Source organism: Luminiphilus syltensis NOR5-1B, from assembly GCF_000158175.1.
Classification (GTDB): domain Bacteria; phylum Pseudomonadota; class Gammaproteobacteria; order Pseudomonadales; family Halieaceae; genus Luminiphilus; species Luminiphilus syltensis.
Genome location: NZ_DS999411.1, coordinates 2,043,551 through 2,061,270, shown reverse-complemented (window position 1 = coordinate 2,061,270; position 17,720 = coordinate 2,043,551). Strand labels below are relative to the sequence as shown.

The 17,720-nt window shown below is 53.8% G+C and carries 16 protein-coding genes; 5 read left to right on the top strand and 11 right to left on the bottom strand.

The genetic code is table 11. The features are described from left to right. The first annotated feature begins 1 nt into the window (after position 1). Positions 2-1,315: a TldD/PmbA family protein gene (locus NOR51B_RS09320; RefSeq protein ID WP_230198438.1), complete on the top strand. Its 1,314-nt coding sequence runs from the start codon at positions 2-4 to the stop codon at positions 1,313-1,315. A gap of 5 nt (positions 1,316-1,320) precedes the next feature. Continuing rightward, on the top strand, positions 1,321-2,601 hold the full coding sequence (locus NOR51B_RS09315; protein WP_009021048.1) for a metallopeptidase TldD-related protein: 1,281 nt from the start codon (positions 1,321-1,323) through the stop codon (positions 2,599-2,601). A gap of 21 nt (positions 2,602-2,622) precedes the next feature. Here NOR51B_RS09315 and NOR51B_RS09310 read toward each other — a convergent pair whose 3' ends face one another. The 6 genes from NOR51B_RS09310 to NOR51B_RS09285 are packed head-to-tail and all read right to left on the bottom strand — an operon-like array spanning position 2,623 to position 10,650. Then, the gene (locus NOR51B_RS09310; protein ID WP_009021076.1) at positions 2,623-3,618 is read right to left on the bottom strand and encodes an ABC transporter ATP-binding protein; all 996 of its coding nucleotides are present in this window, start codon (positions 3,616-3,618) and stop codon (positions 2,623-2,625) included. Continuing rightward, positions 3,615-4,595, bottom strand: a complete 981-nt coding sequence (locus NOR51B_RS09305; protein WP_040481985.1) for an ABC transporter ATP-binding protein — start codon at positions 4,593-4,595, stop codon at positions 3,615-3,617. Before NOR51B_RS09305 ends, NOR51B_RS09310 begins: the two co-directional genes overlap by 4 nt. 3 nt (positions 4,596-4,598) lie before the next feature. After that, positions 4,599-6,584, bottom strand: a complete 1,986-nt coding sequence (locus tag NOR51B_RS09300) for an extracellular solute-binding protein (RefSeq protein ID WP_009020608.1) — start codon at positions 6,582-6,584, stop codon at positions 4,599-4,601. Further along, the gene (locus tag NOR51B_RS09295; RefSeq protein ID WP_009021068.1) at positions 6,584-8,542 is read right to left on the bottom strand and encodes an extracellular solute-binding protein; all 1,959 of its coding nucleotides are present in this window, start codon (positions 8,540-8,542) and stop codon (positions 6,584-6,586) included. The genes NOR51B_RS09300 and NOR51B_RS09295 overlap by 1 nt, the downstream gene beginning before the upstream one ends. Positions 8,543-8,562: 20 nt before the next feature. Next, positions 8,563-9,630 (bottom strand): ABC transporter permease subunit, encoded by a 1,068-nt coding sequence (locus NOR51B_RS09290; protein WP_009020910.1) that lies wholly within the window; start codon positions 9,628-9,630, stop codon positions 8,563-8,565. Between the two features lie 3 nt (positions 9,631-9,633). Further along, complete coding sequence (locus tag NOR51B_RS09285) at positions 9,634-10,650, bottom strand: ABC transporter permease (RefSeq protein ID WP_009020659.1); 1,017 nt, start codon at positions 10,648-10,650, stop codon at positions 9,634-9,636. 316 nt (positions 10,651-10,966) lie between these two features. Here NOR51B_RS09285 and NOR51B_RS09280 point away from each other — a divergent pair, with 316 nt between their 5' ends. From NOR51B_RS09280 to NOR51B_RS09270, 3 genes are all read left to right on the top strand, one after another. Next, the gene (locus tag NOR51B_RS09280; protein WP_009019367.1) at positions 10,967-11,614 is read left to right on the top strand and encodes a class I SAM-dependent DNA methyltransferase; all 648 of its coding nucleotides are present in this window, start codon (positions 10,967-10,969) and stop codon (positions 11,612-11,614) included. Between the two features lie 87 nt (positions 11,615-11,701). Next, positions 11,702-12,058 carry a cupin domain-containing protein gene (locus NOR51B_RS09275; protein ID WP_009021506.1) on the top strand — a complete coding sequence of 119 codons (357 nt, stop codon included), beginning with the start codon at positions 11,702-11,704 and terminating at the stop codon, positions 12,056-12,058. Positions 12,059-12,161: 103 nt separating this feature from the next. Further along, positions 12,162-12,896, top strand: a complete 735-nt coding sequence (locus NOR51B_RS09270; RefSeq protein ID WP_009021402.1) for a ZIP family metal transporter — start codon at positions 12,162-12,164, stop codon at positions 12,894-12,896. Between the two features lie 87 nt (positions 12,897-12,983). On the opposite strand, the gene NOR51B_RS09265 is transcribed toward NOR51B_RS09270, so the two are convergent. From NOR51B_RS09265 to NOR51B_RS09245, 5 genes are all read right to left on the bottom strand, one after another. Further along, a complete protein-coding gene (locus tag NOR51B_RS09265) occupies positions 12,984-13,574 on the bottom strand; it encodes a thymidine kinase (protein ID WP_009021184.1) in 591 nt (196 codons plus the stop codon). A gap of 54 nt (positions 13,575-13,628) precedes the next feature. Next, positions 13,629-14,171 carry a hypothetical protein gene (locus tag NOR51B_RS09260; protein ID WP_009020098.1) on the bottom strand — a complete coding sequence of 181 codons (543 nt, stop codon included), beginning with the start codon at positions 14,169-14,171 and terminating at the stop codon, positions 13,629-13,631. Positions 14,172-14,281: 110 nt separating this feature from the next. After that, positions 14,282-15,448 carry an ABC transporter permease gene (locus NOR51B_RS09255; protein ID WP_230198437.1) on the bottom strand — a complete coding sequence of 389 codons (1,167 nt, stop codon included), beginning with the start codon at positions 15,446-15,448 and terminating at the stop codon, positions 14,282-14,284. Then, positions 15,445-16,179, bottom strand: a complete 735-nt coding sequence (locus NOR51B_RS09250) for an ABC transporter ATP-binding protein (RefSeq protein ID WP_009021634.1) — start codon at positions 16,177-16,179, stop codon at positions 15,445-15,447. The genes NOR51B_RS09255 and NOR51B_RS09250 overlap by 4 nt, the downstream gene beginning before the upstream one ends. Next, positions 16,176-17,606, bottom strand: a complete 1,431-nt coding sequence (locus NOR51B_RS09245) for an alpha/beta fold hydrolase (protein WP_009019576.1) — start codon at positions 17,604-17,606, stop codon at positions 16,176-16,178. Before NOR51B_RS09245 ends, NOR51B_RS09250 begins: the two co-directional genes overlap by 4 nt. Between the last annotated feature and the right edge of the window lie 114 nt (positions 17,607-17,720).

Genomic DNA, 17,720 nt, shown 5'->3' with positions numbered 1-17,720 from the left:
TATGTTAACGACAGACCGGAAAATGATGGTTAATGGCAATCTCACAGCCAACGCTGAAACGGCGGAGAGCGGGGTCAGCGCGCGGGTTTACCATCACGGGTATTGGGGCTTCGCATCCACCCCCGCCACTGACTCAAAGAGTCGGAATAAGGTGATGAACAAGGCGGTCGATAATGCCAGGGTTATGTCCCAGTTTGGTGATCGGCAGGCACTCGACTTGGGTGCAACGGCTTACCAGGGAGATCAAACGCCCCAGCGCAAACCGGCAATGAGCCAGAAGGAAACCATCGATTTTATGCAGGCGATTGACGACCACTGCAAGCAACGGTACCCCGGTTTGAAATCGACTACCGTCATGCTGCAGGAGGAGCACCATCGGAAGCGCTTTGCCACCAGCAATGCGGGAGAGGGCCTCAACACAATCGACCGCGCTGCCTGCTATATTTTCATGATCGCCGAAGATAAAAATGGCAAGCCTGTTGAACTGGCTGAATACGTTTCCGGAAAAGGCAGCTTCGCGGACATTGACCTTTCTATCGAAGGGCTGGAGCCCCGGCTGGATTCGCTTTACGACCACCTTCGGGCCAAGTGTGATGCGATTCCGGCAAAAGGCGGCGAACACACCATAGTGCTTTCACCCGAGCTCGCAGGCATGCTCGCTCACGAAGCCATGGGCCATCCCTGCGAGGCAGATCTGGTGCTCAGCGGCTCCGCAACCGGCGGTCTGGTGGGCGAGCCGGTAGCCAGCGAGCTCATCACCATGGTTGATTTTGCCCACCACTACAATGGTAAGGAACTCATGATACCTGTGTATGCCGACGATGAGGGTAGTGAGGCCATCGACGCGGTGTTGATTGAAAACGGCATCATGCGCAATTTTATGACCAGCCGTGAAACCGCCGCGCGACTGGGTATACCCTCCACTGGCAATGCACGCGCCTATCGATTCAACGACGAGCCCCTGGTCCGCATGCGCAATACCGCAATCTTACCGGGCACCAGCTCACTCGAGGAAATGATCAGCGACGTTGAGCAGGGTTACTATTTGATGAAGACCGGCAACGGCCAGGCCGACTCCACCACCGAATTCATGTTCGGCATTGATCTCGCCTACGAAATCAAAAACGGCAAACTTGGACGTGCCATCACCGACACCACAGTATCGGGAACCGCCATCAATATGCTGAAAACTGTCGATGCGGTCTCCAATGATATGTCGTGGTCCTGCAGCGGCTACTGTGGCAAGAAGCAACCCATGGTAGTGTCCATGGGTGGTCCCGCCATCCGGGCAAAAGCCCATCTGGGTGGGGAGTAGGGACCATGGAACACGAAGCCCATGTAGTCGCACAACAGATACTCGAATCGATGCATCACGCCGGTTTCGAGGAGAGTCGTGTGTCGGTGACCTTCACCGAGCAGGACGAGCTCAACATCGCGCACAACGAACCCGCCTTGTTGCGCAGCACTGAGGACTACAACCTGGCGATCAGCGGTATCGTGGATGGACGCAAAGCATCAACCACCCTGTCTGATATCGACTCCGCAGCGATTGGCGCCGCCATTTCCTCCATCCGAGACAGCGTTTCGTCGGCTCCACAGGACGAGGCCAATCGCTTTAGCGCGGATCAGCACATGACCGTTGAGCAAGGCCCGCTCGAATGTGATCGTGATTTACTTTCAAAAAAAGCCCTAGAGCTGCTCGAGTTCCGCGCTGCGACCACACCGAAAGTCATGATCGAAGAGTTCGCCGCAAGCCATCGACTAAGAAGATCCTGCGAACTGACCAGTCGGGATACAACGCTCTCCAGTGTTGTCGGGTGCTATAGCCTGGGCGGCATGTGTATCGCTTCTGAAGGCGGAAAGACCAGTTCACTTAACTTCACGGGAGGTAACGCCAATGACCTCTCCGAGAAGATGGGTTCTGAGTGGTTTGGGCTCGGTGAGATGCTTCGGGATACCGAACGCCAGATTCATACTCGCGCGCTGGGTCCGCACTTTACCGGAGCAGTTGTTCTAGCCCCCACTGCCGTCACCGATCTGGTCAGCTGGTTTTTGCAGCAACTGGGCTCCAGGGCCTTGATTGCAGGATCGTCCGTCTATCGGCAGTCCGTGGGTGAAGCCGTTGCCGCACCAACCCTTTCATTGCAGAGTGATTTTTCCGCCGCCGGCCATACGCCATTTAGTACCGATGGATTTATTGCCCCCGCGATTACCCTGATCGATAACGGCATTCTCACATCGCTACTACCGGATCTGTACAGCAGCTTAAAGACCGGATCACCTCATACCCCCAGCGCGTCGAGCTGGCGCATAAGTCCGGGCGCCGAGTCGCGAAAGGCGCTGATTGAGGGTGTGGAGCGAGGCGCCCTGGTAACGCGTTTTTCCATGGGCAGGCCCGCCGCCAATGGAGACTTTTCGGGGGTCATCAAGAACAGCTTCATTATTGAGGATGGCGCGGTTGGGGAGGCACTTTCAGAGACGATGGTCGCTGGCAACATGAAGCAAATGCTCCGGGACATCAACGGGATCTCGAAGGAGCATATCAATTACGGGGGTGAAGATTTCCCCTGGATCCGCATTCCCAATATGCATTTTTCGTAGGGAACTGATGGAATGACGCAGTCACCCGGTCGAGTCTGCTGAAGCCCCAAGCTGATTGTTAAGGTGGCAAGCGCTACGATGAGCTTCACCGACCAATTCAAGACTCGGGTATTCCACCTTACACCGTTCCTCGGCGCGGGGGCATCGTGGATGGAAATGACAGCCGGCTGGGGGTGCTATTGGCGACGGAACATCACCGGTTAAAATCTCACGCTCTACATTCCGATGCGGATCCGGAATGGGGATCGCTGATATCAAGCTGCGCGTATAAGGATGTCTCGCCTCTTTATAGAGCGTCTCGCTCTCCGCTGTCTCGACGATCCGGCCCAGATACATAATCGCGATTCGATCGGAAACATGCTTGACGACAGCCAGGTCGTGGGCAATGAACAAATAGGCAAGATTGAATTCTTTTTGCAAATCCACCATGAGATTCAGCACCTGACTCTGGATGGATACATCGAGTGCCGAAACGGGCTCATCGCAAACAATCAGCCGGGGGTTAAGGGCGATAGCCCTCGCAATACCGATGCGCTGTCGTTGACCGCCAGAAAACTCGAAGGGATAGCGACTCACCGAACGGGCGGGCAGACCGACAATATTCAAAAGCTCTCTAACGCGCGCCGCACGCTCCGGACCCTTACCGAGACCCTGAACCAATAATGGCTCTTCGAGAATCTCCCCCACCGTATGCCGCGAATTGAGCGACTCCATCGGATCCTGGAAAATCATCTGTATATTCTGACGTAATGGTCTCAGCGCACCCGGGCGCAAATGCGTTATATCGCTGCCGTCGAAACTAATCGACCCTCCTGTGGGTTGATAAAGGCGCACAATGCAGCGCCCCAAAGTCGACTTACCGCAACCGGACTCGCCCACAAGACCGAGGGTTTCCCCAGGATTGATGTGCAGCGACACGCCATCCACCGCACGATTGAAATACCTGGACCGATTGAAAATGCCCTCTCGAACCGGAAAGTGCATCTTCAGATCATTCACCTCCAACAGCGGTGTCATACGCTCACCCGGTGGTAACAGCTTACGCGATGGCCATCCGCAATAACCTCTTCCGCGGGGGGCTTCTGTCTGCATTCCTCGCTGGCCAGTGGACATCGATTTTCAAAGCGACACCCTGCGGGTAAATCGCGCAAGCCGGGTACCATTCCCTCGATGACGCTCAATCGTGACTTCGGTTGCGTATCAAGCCGGGGAATCGACTGCAAAAGACCACGGGTATACGGGTGCGCTGGACGATCGAAAATGTCGTACACACTACCCTGCTCGGCCACTTTACCGGCATACATCACCACAACGTCTTCACAGGTCTCTGCGATGACCCCAAGATCATGGGTTATCAGCATGACAGCCATACCCATCTCTTTTTGCAGGTCTTTGATCAGTTCAAGAATCTGAGCCTGAATGGTCACGTCCAACGCCGTGGTAGGCTCATCAGCGATGAGTAGCGCAGGGCGACAGGCGAGTGCGATGGCAATGACCACGCGTTGGCGCATTCCGCCCGATAACTGGTGCGGATACTCTGACATGCGAATATCGGGGCTGGGTATGCCTACCCGATCCAGAATATCCACACCCTGCTTAACGGCCTCTTCCAAACTCAGGTTTTTGTGCAGCCTTAAGCCCTCAACCAACTGCTTGCCGATGGTGTGCACCGGATTCAGCGCCGTCATTGGCTCCTGAAAAACCATACCGATATGGTTGCCCCGAATGTGCGCCATCTCGGCAAAAGTCAACGTCGCCAGGTCTTGACCGCGAAATCGAATATTGCCACCGGCAATACGACCCATGGGCTGCGGCAACAAACGCATGATCGACAGCGCCGTGACGCTCTTCCCGCACCCCGACTCACCCACAATACCCACGGTCTTCCCAGGTGAGACATCAAAACTGACGCCATCGAGCGCCCTGACCGTGCCCTCATCGGTATCAAATTCGGTAACCAGTTGGTCCACCCTCAATAGGGGCTGCTCAGACAACGCTCACTCCTTCCATTGATCATAGACATTGATCTCAGGCGGGAACGTCCGATCAGACTCTCTTGCCGACAGTACTTCCTCTTTTAAATCGCCATCAATCCAATGCAGCCACCATTCACCAACCGCCGGGTTCATCTGTACCCGACGATGATTGAAGTAATCAGGAAAGCGTACCCAACGCCACGTCGCCAGTCGCGCAGCCGGCTTGTAAAAGCCGGGAACAAAGGAACCGTAATCATAATGTCGCTCCAACATCCGATGCGACAGTTCAACCATCTCTTCGCGGTCGCTGGACGCACGGTAGGCATCAATCATGCTATCCATCTCGGGATCCGCAAAAACCTCCAGATTGTTGGTCTGAGGCTTAATCATTCGCTCAGGGTTAATTGAGCCGTCCTCAAGAAACGCGTCATCGTAGGCATTGTCTGAATGATAGAAATCCCAAAAGCGGGGATACTCCTCCCCAGACAGCGCGAATGCCACAAAATGGATTTCGTGCTTTTTCTCCTGTACTTTTTTCCAGGCGGCGGTGGCATCCATCATCTCAACCCGAAATTCAAGCCCTGCCTTGGCGGCTTCCTGCTTGAGAATCGTCAGGATATCCGCAAAACGCTCGTAGCCGGTCGACAATGTAAATGCCAGCTTCTTACCGTCGGCGTTAACGAGTATGCCGTCGGGGCCCCGCTCCCTGAATCCCGCCTGCGCAAAATACTCCTGAGCCTTTTGCACATCGAATACTCTTGCCTTCAAGGTTGGGTGGCTATAAGCGCCATAACCCATCGCAGGGGTGTTGATACGGTTTGCATCCCCGCGAAAATATTGATCGATCACCAGTTGCCAATTACTGGCGTGTTGAATGCCAAGACGGATATTGCGGTCGTCAAGCAGCGGTTTTGACGTATTGATCCATAAGCCGTAAGGCGGTCGGGTGAACTGATTATAGAAGGTCGATTTAGCGATATAGCCCGCCTGGACGTCGGGGTCGGAATCCGGAAGTTTTTCATACCAGTAGGCGGCAGTACGTGCCAGGAACTGATCGAGATCACCGCGCTTGAAGGCCTCGAACCGCTTCGCCGTGTCGCGGATCACACTGAACTGTAATCGATCAGGGTTGTAGCGATAGCGGTAATGTTTCTTGTCCCTGGCCCACCAGTCTTTATTACGAGTCAGGGTGATGGCGCGACCCTTTCGCAGATCGCCCTCCTCTAAAACATAGGGGCCTGTGGTGGGACTGAATCGCCACTGGTATCGCTCGACAAAATCGCTGCCAAACTCATCGTAAAAATGCTGTGGAATCGGATGCAAACCCAGAACGCGAAACGCAAAATCGGGTTTCTTGGTAGCAAAAGTGACAGAAAAGGTGTGCTCATCGAAACGCGTAATATTGGTATAACGCGAACCGAACCAGTTGTTGTACCAGGGCGCTCGAATCTCCTCGGAAGTATAAAACCAGAACATGAAAAGAAAATCATCGCTGGTGATGGGTACTCCATCAGACCAGCGCGCATCGGGGTCAAGCCGGACATAAACGGTACCGGTCTCCTCATCAAGAGCCCACTCCTTGGCAAGCCCGGGGATAAAATTCAGGGTATCCGGATGCTGGAGCGCCAGCGTAACGATCACATCATCGAGTATGTAGTTGCGAAAGGACCCGTTGGAGTCGGGCCCGACGGTGCGCAACGTTCGAGGAAAGTCAGTGATGTGAATGTAATTGGTACCGCCCTTCTTGGCCAGGGGCGAACCCACCTCGGGCTCGTCGGCACCATTTTCCCAGACGAGGTCTGTTCGCAGGTCAGCCGGAGTTTTAAACGTGTAAAACTCCGGGTTTTCCCCGTAATCGGCGTCAAGCCGCTCCGCCAGCGTTGGCCCTGATTCCTCAGATACGGACTCCGACTCGGAATCACCGCCGCCGCAGCCGAACATGACCGAAACAAGGCCTACCAACAGCAAACGGATAAAAGTACCCGGTTGCCGGAAAGAATGACCCATTACTCGGATTGCTCCTTCCATTGGTCGTAAGTGTTGAGCATTGGTGGGAAGGTCTGGCCTGACTTCCGTGCCGCCTGCACCTCTTCTTTCAGATCAGTATCAATCCAGTGTACCCAGGTCTCGGTGGGCAATGAAATCTGCTTGTGGTTGAAGAAATCGGGGTAGCGCAACCACCGCCAGTGCGCGATTCGTATCCAGGGTTGATAGTATCCGGGCACGTAGGACGCGTGCTCATGCAAAATCTCAAGCAGGCGATGCGAAATTTGCTCCATCTCTTCGCGATCCGTTGACGCTCGATAGGTTTCAATCAGCGCATCAACTTCCGGTATTGCGATCGACTCCAGATTGTTGGTCTGCGGTTTTAGCTGACGCTCGGGGTTAATGCTGCCATCCTCCAGAAATGCTTTATCGTAGGCATTTTCAGAGTGGTAATGTTCCCAATAGCGAGGATACATTGCTGCAAATCGGCCGAAGGCTACCAGGTGTATTTCATGTTTCTTTTCCTGAACTTTTTTCCAGCCGGTCGTGCCATCAAGAATTTCCAGCCGAAGCTCAAGGCCCGCCTTCTCTGCCTCCTGCTTCAAAATTGTCATCACATCCGAAAGACTTTCATAGCCGGTGGAAAGAGTAAGTGCCAATTTTTCACCCGCCGCGTTGGTCAAGATTCCATCGGGCCCGCGCTCATCAAAACCCGCGGCGGCGAAATACTCCTGAGCCTTTTCGATGTCATATTCCCGCGCCTCGATAGTCGGATGATCAAAGCCTGGATAATCCTTCTGCGGAGTATCGAGACGCTCAGCATCGCCCCGGAAATATTGGTCGATGACCAGCTGCCAGTTGCTGGCATGCTGGATGCCGAGTCGAATATTACGGTCATCCAATAGTGGCTTTGCAGTATTCATCCAAAGGCCGTAAGGCGGGCGTGGATGTCGGTTGTAGAAAAAGGACTTCGCGATATAACCCGCTTGCACGTCGGGGTCCGAATCCGGGAGCTTTTCATACCAGTATTCAGATAACTGCATTCGCATCTGATCGATGTCACCCCGCTTAAACGCCTCAAATCGCTTGGCGGTGTCGCGGATAATGTTGAAATGCAGGCGATCCGGGTTGAAACGGTATCGGAAGTGCTTTTTGTCCTTCGCCCACCAATCCTTATTGCGGGTTAAGACGATATTACGCCCCTTATCGAGATCACCTTCTTTGAGAATATAGGGCCCTGTAGTCGGTACATATCGCCACTGGTAACGCTCGACAAAATCGTCGCCCACTTCCGAGTAAAAATGGCGCGGCGCTGGGTCCAGGAACGCTCGGGTTTCAAAATCGGGTTTATCGACCACTACGGTAATGGAGAGTGTTCGTTCGTCGTAGCGGGTAATATTCGAGTATTGGGTATTGACCCAATTAGTACGATAGGGCGCGCGAATGTAATCAGAGCGCGATAACCAGAAAAGAAACATAAAGTCGTCACTGGTAACGGGTACCCCGTCAGACCAGCGCGCATTGGGGTCAAGCCGGAAATAAACGGTCGTATTGTCGCGGTCGATCGCCCACTCGTCCGCCAGCCCCGGGAAGTATTCATTGGTATCGGGATGCACACCGACGAGTCCTACTGCCATGTCATCAAGCAGATAAGGCCTGAAGGAGCCATTGCTATCAGGACCCATATGTCGGAGGGTTCTGGGAAAATCAGTGAGCGCTATATATTCGGTACCCCCTTTATTAGCCTCCGGCGAGCCCATTTCGGGGATATCCCCACCGCGCTCCCAGACCAGATCGTCGGGCAGATCATCAATCGTCTTGAAGCTGTAATAATCCGGATCGGCGGCATAGGCAGCCTCCACTTCCGCGGTATTGTCGATGACCTCTTCGACCTCGCCACTGTCTTCGGCGCCGCATCCAAGCACCAGTGCGGCGACTGCCGGAACAAACCATCGGCCCAGCTGGGTAACTGACTTCATTGGGATAACCTCTTTCTCAACTACCGATACACGGAATAGGTTTTTGGATCGAAAGACTCACGGACCGCCTCTCCGATAAATGTGATCAACGTTAACAGGAGCGTCAGTGTCGTAAAGGCTGAAATAACAATCCAGGGCGCTGTTCTCAAATTGGCGGCGCCCTGTTTTAATAATTCACCGAGGCTGGGCGTCGGTGGCGGTAAGCCAAAGCCCAGATAATCGAGGGCAGTGATCGCCGTCACGGCTCCGACAACAGTAAAGGGCATAAACGTGACCAACGTCGACAGGACGTTGGGCAGAATGTGCCGGAAAACAATACGGGTATCCGAAGCGCCAATAATTCTCGCCGCCGACACGTAATCTCGCGACTTCTCTTTATAAGTCTCGGTGCGCATGTAATAGGTCATTCCGGTCCATGAGAACAGCACCATCACCAGGAGCAAAATAATAATCCGCGTAGGCACCGAGAACGCGGCAGGAATTACCGAAAAGATGATGATTACCATGTAGAGAAAAGGAATGTTCGACCAGATTTCTATGACTCGCTGGAAAAACAAATCGAAAGCCCCACCGATATAACCCATAGAACAACCGATCGCGATACCGATGATGTAGACCGCCAACATAAAGCCCAAGGCAAAAATAAGGGCAATTCGAGTGCCGTAGAACAAACGAGCTAATATATCCCGACTGGTCGTGTCGGTACCCAGGTAGTGCTGGGCATCGAGATCCGGCGGTAGCGGTTTGAAAATACCGCCGGGCGCATGATTCTCATAAGGGCTGTAGGGTACCAGCGGCATTAGCACCCAGTTATCAGATTGCGTCTGCTCGAAGCGCGTCTCAAGGTCGCGGTAATTCACCTCGTAATCGTAGTCAAAGCCAAAATCAGTCCCCGGATGAAACTCTGTGTACGTCGGGAAAAACAGCTCGCCCTCGTAGCTGACTATCAAGGCTCGATTATTGACCACCAGCTCACCCAGCACCATGACAAGGGCGAGGCCAAGAAGAAACAGAAAGCTGTAATAACCACGGCGGACATTTCGAAAGCGCCGCAGCTTCTTGACGGTCTGGGGATTCAGGTCAAACATGGGTCAGGTAAACCGTATTCTAGGGTCAACCAGCGCAACCAAAATATCGGAAATAATATTGCCGATGAGAAGCAGCAGACTGGCCAGTAATACGGTCCCCATAACGACCGGGTAGTCACGGTCCAGAATCGAACTCAGACCCAGCAGACCAAACCCATCGATATCAAAGATTGATTCGATCAGGAACGATCCGCCAACCAGCAAAGTAATATTCTGACCAAAGGTTGTCGCAATGGGAATCAGAGAATTCCGCATTGCATGCCCGGTCACCGCCTTGCGGAAAGAAACCCCCTTGGCTATTGCGGTACGGATGTAGTCGGACGCCAGGTTGTCCATCAGATGATTTTTCAGCAGCAACGTTACCAGCGCAAAGCTCCCGACCAGGTAACAGATCAGCGGTAATACCGAGTGGGAAACAATATCTATTGCCTTGCCTGCCGCGGTCAGATCTCTGAAGTCATAACTGACGAACCCACCCATCGGAAACCAATCGAGACGGACGGCAAAAAGCAGGATGAGTAGCGATCCCAACGCGTAACCCGGAATGGCATAACCGATAAAAATCAGGACCGAGGATATCGTGTCGACAAAGGTGCGATGACGAATGGCCTTGAGTATTCCCAACGGGATACAGACCGCATAGGTAATAATCAGTGTGACTATTCCATAGTATAAGGACACAGGGAATCGAGCGCTTATCACATCCCATACGGGCTCGTTGTACCGGTACGACATGCCCAGATCACCGGTTACTACCTTACCCAGCCACTCGACATAACTCTGTAACACCGGCTTGTCGAAACCGTAGTACTCCTCGAGCGCCTTGAGCTGCTCATCGGAAATCGCCATGCTCTGGCCTGCTGACGCACTGCCACCGTCGGTAGACATTGCCTGACTTTCCATAATGGCCCGCTCAAGGGGACCACCAGGCACCAGTCGGGTAATGGCAAAGACAATAATGGTGACGCCAAGGAGTGTCGGCGGAATCAACAAAAAGCGCCGCAAAAAATAATCGCGCATTGGAAGTTATGGTCGCAGGTGTAGGTACCAAGAAGTTACAGCGCAGTATAACATTACGCAAGATAGAAGGCGTTCAGGAGTCGCGGGTCTTTACCCAATTATCGACTGAACGGCAGTACCCCATGCAGAATTCCGGAAAAACCGTCTTGATGAACCCCTCGGCCGCAGGGAAATGACTTCCCGGCGATGATCTGTCGACCGATGACTTCTCCGTGCAGCCCGAATAGAGGCTTTATCCGGTAAATCAGCTTGGATTGATGACTCACACTGCGAACCCAGTAATGGGGAATAGGCGAATCACACCGAGGAGGTCGCAATGGGCATTGTCGATGAAACACCGGGTATTTGGGGCAAGGGTTACTCCACGAACAGCAAGGAAGTGGAGCGCGACTACGATACCTTTGCCGCTACCGGAAACTATGACGCGTCCTTCGTCGATTGGGACTACGTCGGGCCGACAACCGCGGCGGCGATTCTGCGCAATTATGTACCTCTGGATGCGCAGATACTCGATGCGGCCTGTGGATCGGGTTTGACGGGTACTGCGCTGTCGTCACTCGGATATTCATCCATTGATGGTATGGATATTTCAGGGGAGTTGCTCAAGCTGGCGGAGCAATCCGGCGTTTATTCACAACTCCATAAAGTCGACATGCAATCGATACCACTTCCCATCGCCGATAACCACTACGATGCGGTCAACTTCATTGGTGCGCTAACGTATTTCGAGACGAACGATATTCTCGTCGAACTGTGTCGCATTATTAAGCCCGGCGGCCATCTGATATTTTCTCATCGAGAAGACATCATGCGTGACAAAAACGTTGCCGAAACTCTGCGGGCCATGGAATCAGACGGGGTGTGGAAGCGACTCTTTGGTACCGAGCCCATGCCCTATCTGCCCCACCATCCCGACTACGGCGACGCAATAAAAGTACAGTATTTTGTTTATGAGGTGATGTGAGCCAACCACCAGCAAAGCGTAGGCTTCGAGTAATAATTGATTGTTCCGTGGTTAATCATTTTAATAGCACACCCAAAGGAGAAACCAATGTCAGTAAAACAGGTCAAGGCCGTCGCAGATATTGCTTCAGACGAGCTCGATGACTGGGGCCCGGTTGGCCTCCCTGTCTCAGAACAGGTATCCCAGCTGCGAGGCAGAATCATCAATGAACACAACGATGGCTCTGAGGCCGGGATCTGGGAATGCACGCCAGGCACCTGGACAAGGCAGGTTATGGACGCCGAAATCAGTACCTTCGTGAAAGGGCATGCCCTGTTCCATCACGAGAACGGTGAAACCTACGATATTAAAGCAGGCGATACCGTCTATTTTGATGAGAATAGCCGGGGCACATGGGAAGTTCTTGAGACTGCACGCAAAACTTACCTTACTTTCAAGCGTTAAATCCCAATCAAACTGAGAAAAATGGTCCCGTATGGCGTCCAGATTTCTCGCCTGCCGCCGCATCGAAATTTCGACAAGGCCGCTGAAGTGAGTCGCTGAAACAATGGCCGTATTGCCGTCAATACCCGACGCTCTTGAGGTCATTCTTTTGACGCTGGGCGCCGGCATCACTATGGGGATCGGAGCTGCACTGGCGAGCGTTGAGCACCTCCGTTCCGAGTGGCTGGAAGAAGAACTGCGCCATGGCGTGATTGCCTTTGGTGGTGGCGCCTTGCTGGCGGCAGTAGCACTGGTGTTGATTCCCGAGGGATTACAGGAACTGACCCTGCTGCCCGCCTGCCTCGCCTTTATCGGTGGTGCCCTGGCATTTATGGCGCTGGATGTCTTTCTTGCGCGACGCGGCACCCCCGCCAGCCAACTGGTGGCCATGCTATCGGACTTTCTACCCGAATCATTGGCACTGGGCGCTCTGGTCGCCAGTGGCAGTACAGCCGCGCCATTGCTGGCTTTGATTATCGCCCTTCAAAATCTTCCCGAGGGCTTTAACAGCTTTCGCGAACTTGGCCACAGCACGCATTACTCTTCGCGCCTGTTGATCTTTTTATTTTTTATTGCATCACTCGCCGGACCCGTCTGCGGTCTGATCGGGTTTTATCTGTTAAGCGACTTACACACGGTAATCGCCAGCGTGATGTTGTTTGCCTCCGGCGGCATTCTTTATCTCATCTTCCAGGATATTGCCCCCCAGGCGCGCCTCGAGAGGCACTGGGCACCACCACTAGGTGCCGTATTGGGGTTTTTACTGGGATTGATCGGCAAAGTGATTTCGGGTGCGTAACGCCATTGTTCTACGCAAGATCATCGAGATCAATGAACGAACAGCTAACGCCAACGGCAATAAATCCACTGTGCGCCTTACATAACCTCAATCACCGAACAGGTCCTGATTCTGCCGATTGGTATGACTGTGATAACAGGGGCCGCATACGGGCCTATAACGATCATCCGCACCCAACTCGATTTGCGGGCCGTCGACCTCAGCACCCAACGCTGAAATACGCAAATTAAACACCGCCTTTCGGTTGCAAAAATGGCAGACGGTTTTTACTTCTTCCAACGTATCAGCCACCTCCAGCAGCCGCCCGGAACCGGAAAAAGACCGGGTTTGGAAGTCGGTACGCAAGCCGTAGCAGATCACCGGGATATCAAGATCCCAGGTAATTTGGCGCAGTTGATCAACCACGTCGCAGGAGAGAAATTGCGCCTCATCGACGAGAATACAGGCCACACCCTGCAGAATTTTACGGTCGATTATTGAATCAACATCCACCAGCACATCGGCGATCCTCTGGATTCCAGTCCGGCTGACTACCGACTCAGCGCCAAAGCGATCATCGAGCCGAGGCCGGATAACAACAACCCGCTCCCCTTTTTGCTCATAGTTGTGCGCCACCGCCAGCAGGTTCAAGGTCTTTCCACTGCTCATGGTGCCGTGACGAAAATAGAGCTTTGCCACGAAATTAGACGCGAGCGCGTTCTGAAAAGGCCGGGAAGGATTTCAGCGGGATCATCAGATCGCGACCAGCAACCCAAACAGGGTAATACCGGCAATGACCGACACCAGGGTCTTGGAGCGCAGGATGGGTGATGTCAAACCGAGCCATAACCCGCTGACAATCACGAATATCAGACCGGCAGCAAAAACCTTGGAGTAATGCTTGAACCACCCAGGGCCATGTCCCTTGTGCAATTCAACCATTTTCTTGACCAGGTCAGGCTTCACCCGATTGATGACAATCGCGTCACCACCGGCGTCAATCAGATAGTGCTCCCGGGAAGTCGGTCGGGTTACAGCGGTTGTATCCGACTGTTTGACGTATTCGAAGTCGTGATCGCTGATATCGACCCCGGCAAGCAGACGTTCAACGTCGGCCTTGGAGGCCTTCGCTGGCAGTATGTGCTCAGACTTCAGCAACGTACCGACAGTAGTTTCGCTTGTGCTTCCCTTGTTGCCGAACAGATAAAGGCCACCGGAAATAGCCACGAGCAGCACATTGGCGGCGAGAAAAGACGACAAATAAAGATGGATGGTGATCAAGGTTCTTCGATTCATTGTTGCCTCTGAGAAAAATGGATTGTTGATAGATATCCGTGTAGCAGCCGATAGCCGGCCCCTACTTCATCACTATCGTCGTTTTCGAACGGGCGGACCGGCAAACACCGCTAGGCCAGAATTAATCGGGGCTTACTGTACTGGCGAGAGGCCATTGCAGCAAAAATAAAACCGGGAATCAAAGAACCCAGTGCCGACAACAACCAGGCATAAGGTGCTATTTCAGCACCTTTCAGCACACCATTGACCAGATACTGCTGGGACCATAGGGGAACAAGCAGCCAAAAGTCATCAACCCGAACCTGCATGATAATCTGCAGTACACTCGGTATCACCGCAACGATCAAGACCACAGAGAGCCAGGTTTGCGCTTCTCGAACCGTCTTCGCAAAACAGCCGAGAAAAGTCATTAACGGTGCCACCAAAAACACCAATGGCAGCAGCCCGATAGCGACCTGAAGAAACAACCGCGGACTGATCATAAGTCCGATCTTTTCCACTGGCAGCGCCAGACTACCGAGCAAAAATGCCATCGAAGACAACGCGATAACACACACACCGGCGACGGCATTGATCGCGATTTTTCCGAGGACTACCTGACTCGGCGCTACAGGATTGATCAATAGCGGCTCCAGTGTTTGCCGCTCACGCTCTCCCGCGGTGATATCCGAGGCGATAAACATTGAGGCCTGAAGCAAACCCATGATGAGAAAGTAAGGCAGCATCACCAATAACTGACCGCCGCCCCCACTGGCCTCATCAATATCGATGTTCTTTGGACCGATTACCCGAATCAGCGAGGGGTCAATTCCGCGCATTAACAAGCGCAGCGCCCCGATTTCGCTGTTGAGTTTGCCTAGCGCTGCGCTCACGCGATCCCGTTGCACCTCAGATTTGGTGCTCGAGCTGTCAAAAATGACTTCAACAAACGCCGGTCGACCGCTTTGGTAGGCCTCGGCGAGATTCTCAGGAAATCGCACCGCAATCTGATACTGCTGCGAGCTAACCAGTGTCTCGAGATCATCGGTGGTTTCAAAAAGCGCAATATCATTCAGTTTGAGTCGATCAACCACCATTGGCACACGTTCTGTGCCCTGTGCCGGTATGGAAAGCGCTCGCTCGCTCTCCTCGATCATGATCGAAATGGTCAGTGCGAGTATGCCCATCGCCAGAAACGGGCCAAACAGGGCGCCCATGAAGAACACATTGGTCATCGTGCGCCGGTCCCGCGAAAGGTCACGGGCTTCCTTGAGCATGACAATGCACCAGACCCTCACGCCATCAACCCCTCGTCCGTTCCGATCAGGCTGACGAAGGCCTCCTCAAGGGATGATGCACGAGCCTGATCCATTAACTGCTCTGCGGAACCCGCAGCACGCAGGGTACCATCGGCGATAATAATGACGTGATCGCACAGCGCGACGACCTCCTGCATCACATGGGTGCTGAGAAGAATGGCTTTTCCCGCATCACGCTTTTGCAACAAGAACCGGCGCAGCGCGCGAGTACTCATAACATCGAGACCATTACTGGGCTCGTCGAGCATTAAATTCGGTGGGTCGCCAATCATTGCCCTCGCAATCGCCACCTTGACCCTCTGGCCCTGGGAGAACCCCTCGGTTCTCCGAGCCAGAAGATCACCCATATCGAGATCCTCCGCCAGTTTCGCGATGCGTTGAGACAGTGTATGGGCAGGGACCCCCTGAAGCTGTCCGTAATAGACAAGATTCTCCCGGGCCGTTAATCGGGTGTAGAGACCTCTGGAGTCAGGAACCACACCGAGTCGCTGCTTGGCCTTGAGTGGTTGTTTAAAAACCGAAAAACCATCGATGGTGACGGTTCCTTTATCGGGCGCCATCAGCCCACAAATCATGCGCATCGTGGTGGATTTACCCGAACCATTGGGACCGAGCAGACCGGTGATCTTACCGTTGGGCACCTTGAGGCTTAATGCGGTGACCGCTTTCAGCCCACCAAATTGCTTGGATAGTGCCGCCGCCTCAATCACAGGGTCGGCCCCGCCAATCCGGTGACCAGAGGCAGTCCCCAGCGTTGCTCAGCGCATTCGGTTTCATCCGCTGAAAATGCCTGGTTATCGATGAAGCTCGCAACAAGTCGTTCAAAACAGGGCTCAATGGAAATAATATGGCCCAGTCCCAGACCGATAATGTGCTGCCCATTGGTGAACTGCCTCAGCGCCTGCTCGGCAAAGCTCGGCGGGGTTACCGGATCTCGCTCTCCTGATAACAACAGCACCGGCACGTCGGATCGGAATGGCGTTTGGATACTGGGATTCGACTCCCCTACAGGCCAGAGCAGGCACAACTCAAGCAATTGCTCGTCCAGACCTCCGATCAGCGCCCCCGGGGATTGCTGACGCTCGGCCGGCCAACCCGGTACATCCTCACTACAGACAACACTATTGTGCATTCCCATGGCGATCATGCCCTCCATGCGATCTGCGACGAACAGGGCGTGGGCCATCAGGGTTCGCCAGTCCCCATTGGCAACCTGGTGCAATAGGAGCGGTATCATCGCCTGGGTCACCGGGTGATAACTAAATAGGCGCAGCGCCACATCCATGGCGCTTCGGTTCGCGTCGATAACTTCCCACTCGCCAGTGACCGGGTGACGAATCGTAAGGTCGCGGCTTTGCTCAGGGTCAATCGCAAGGTAAGCGAGATAATCTGCCCGCAGTGTAGGAAAGGCCTCTTCACAAGGTCGGGACATCTCACAGTCATCGATCAGCATTTCAATGACCCGTGTCAGATTTTCCGAATGCTTCAGACCCAGTCTTTCACTCGGCGGCGCTACGCCATCGAGAACGACTGCCCGCACCGCGTGGGGATAGGCGCGCAGGTATTCCTGTGCCACCCGCGTTCCGTAGGAATAGCCAATCAGGTTGACGTAGTCGTAACCCAATGCCGCCCGGATCGCGTCGAGATCATCAACGGCCTGGGCGGTCGTGTAAAAACGGGGATCACCGGGAAGGTCGTTCAGACAATCGGTGATAATCTGCTCAGTGGCCTCCTCTTCAATCAGCAGCGTTTCGAGATCATCGATATCGCAAGTCAGGGCATTCGATCGCCCCGTTCCCCGCTGGTCCACGAAAACAATATCGCGCTGCATTTGCAGCGCCGAGAAATTACCAGTCTGTTGTAGCAGCAAGTCGATTGAAGACTGGCCTGGGCCGCCGGCAATCACAACAACAGGATCCAAATTGGGTGTGTCTGTTTGCGCGGGGAGGACCGCGACTTCGATCGAAATGGATTTTCCCTCTGGCTGTGCGGGGTTTTCGGGGCGTAAAACACGGGTACAGAGCGCATCTACGACCTGGGGTGATGTCACCGACGTCACACGACACTCCTCAAGGTCAAGGGCCTTCGCCGGCGCCAGGAAAATACCCAGCAAGACCGCCACGATCAGACGTTCCACCCCGTTTACTCCGTCAGAAAAGAAGAGGGGAAAGTGCCACAGCGCAGGCACCGGTACAAGCCGACAGCGGGACACGATTAGCAAAGCGCCGCCCGAAACGCTAGGCTTATAACT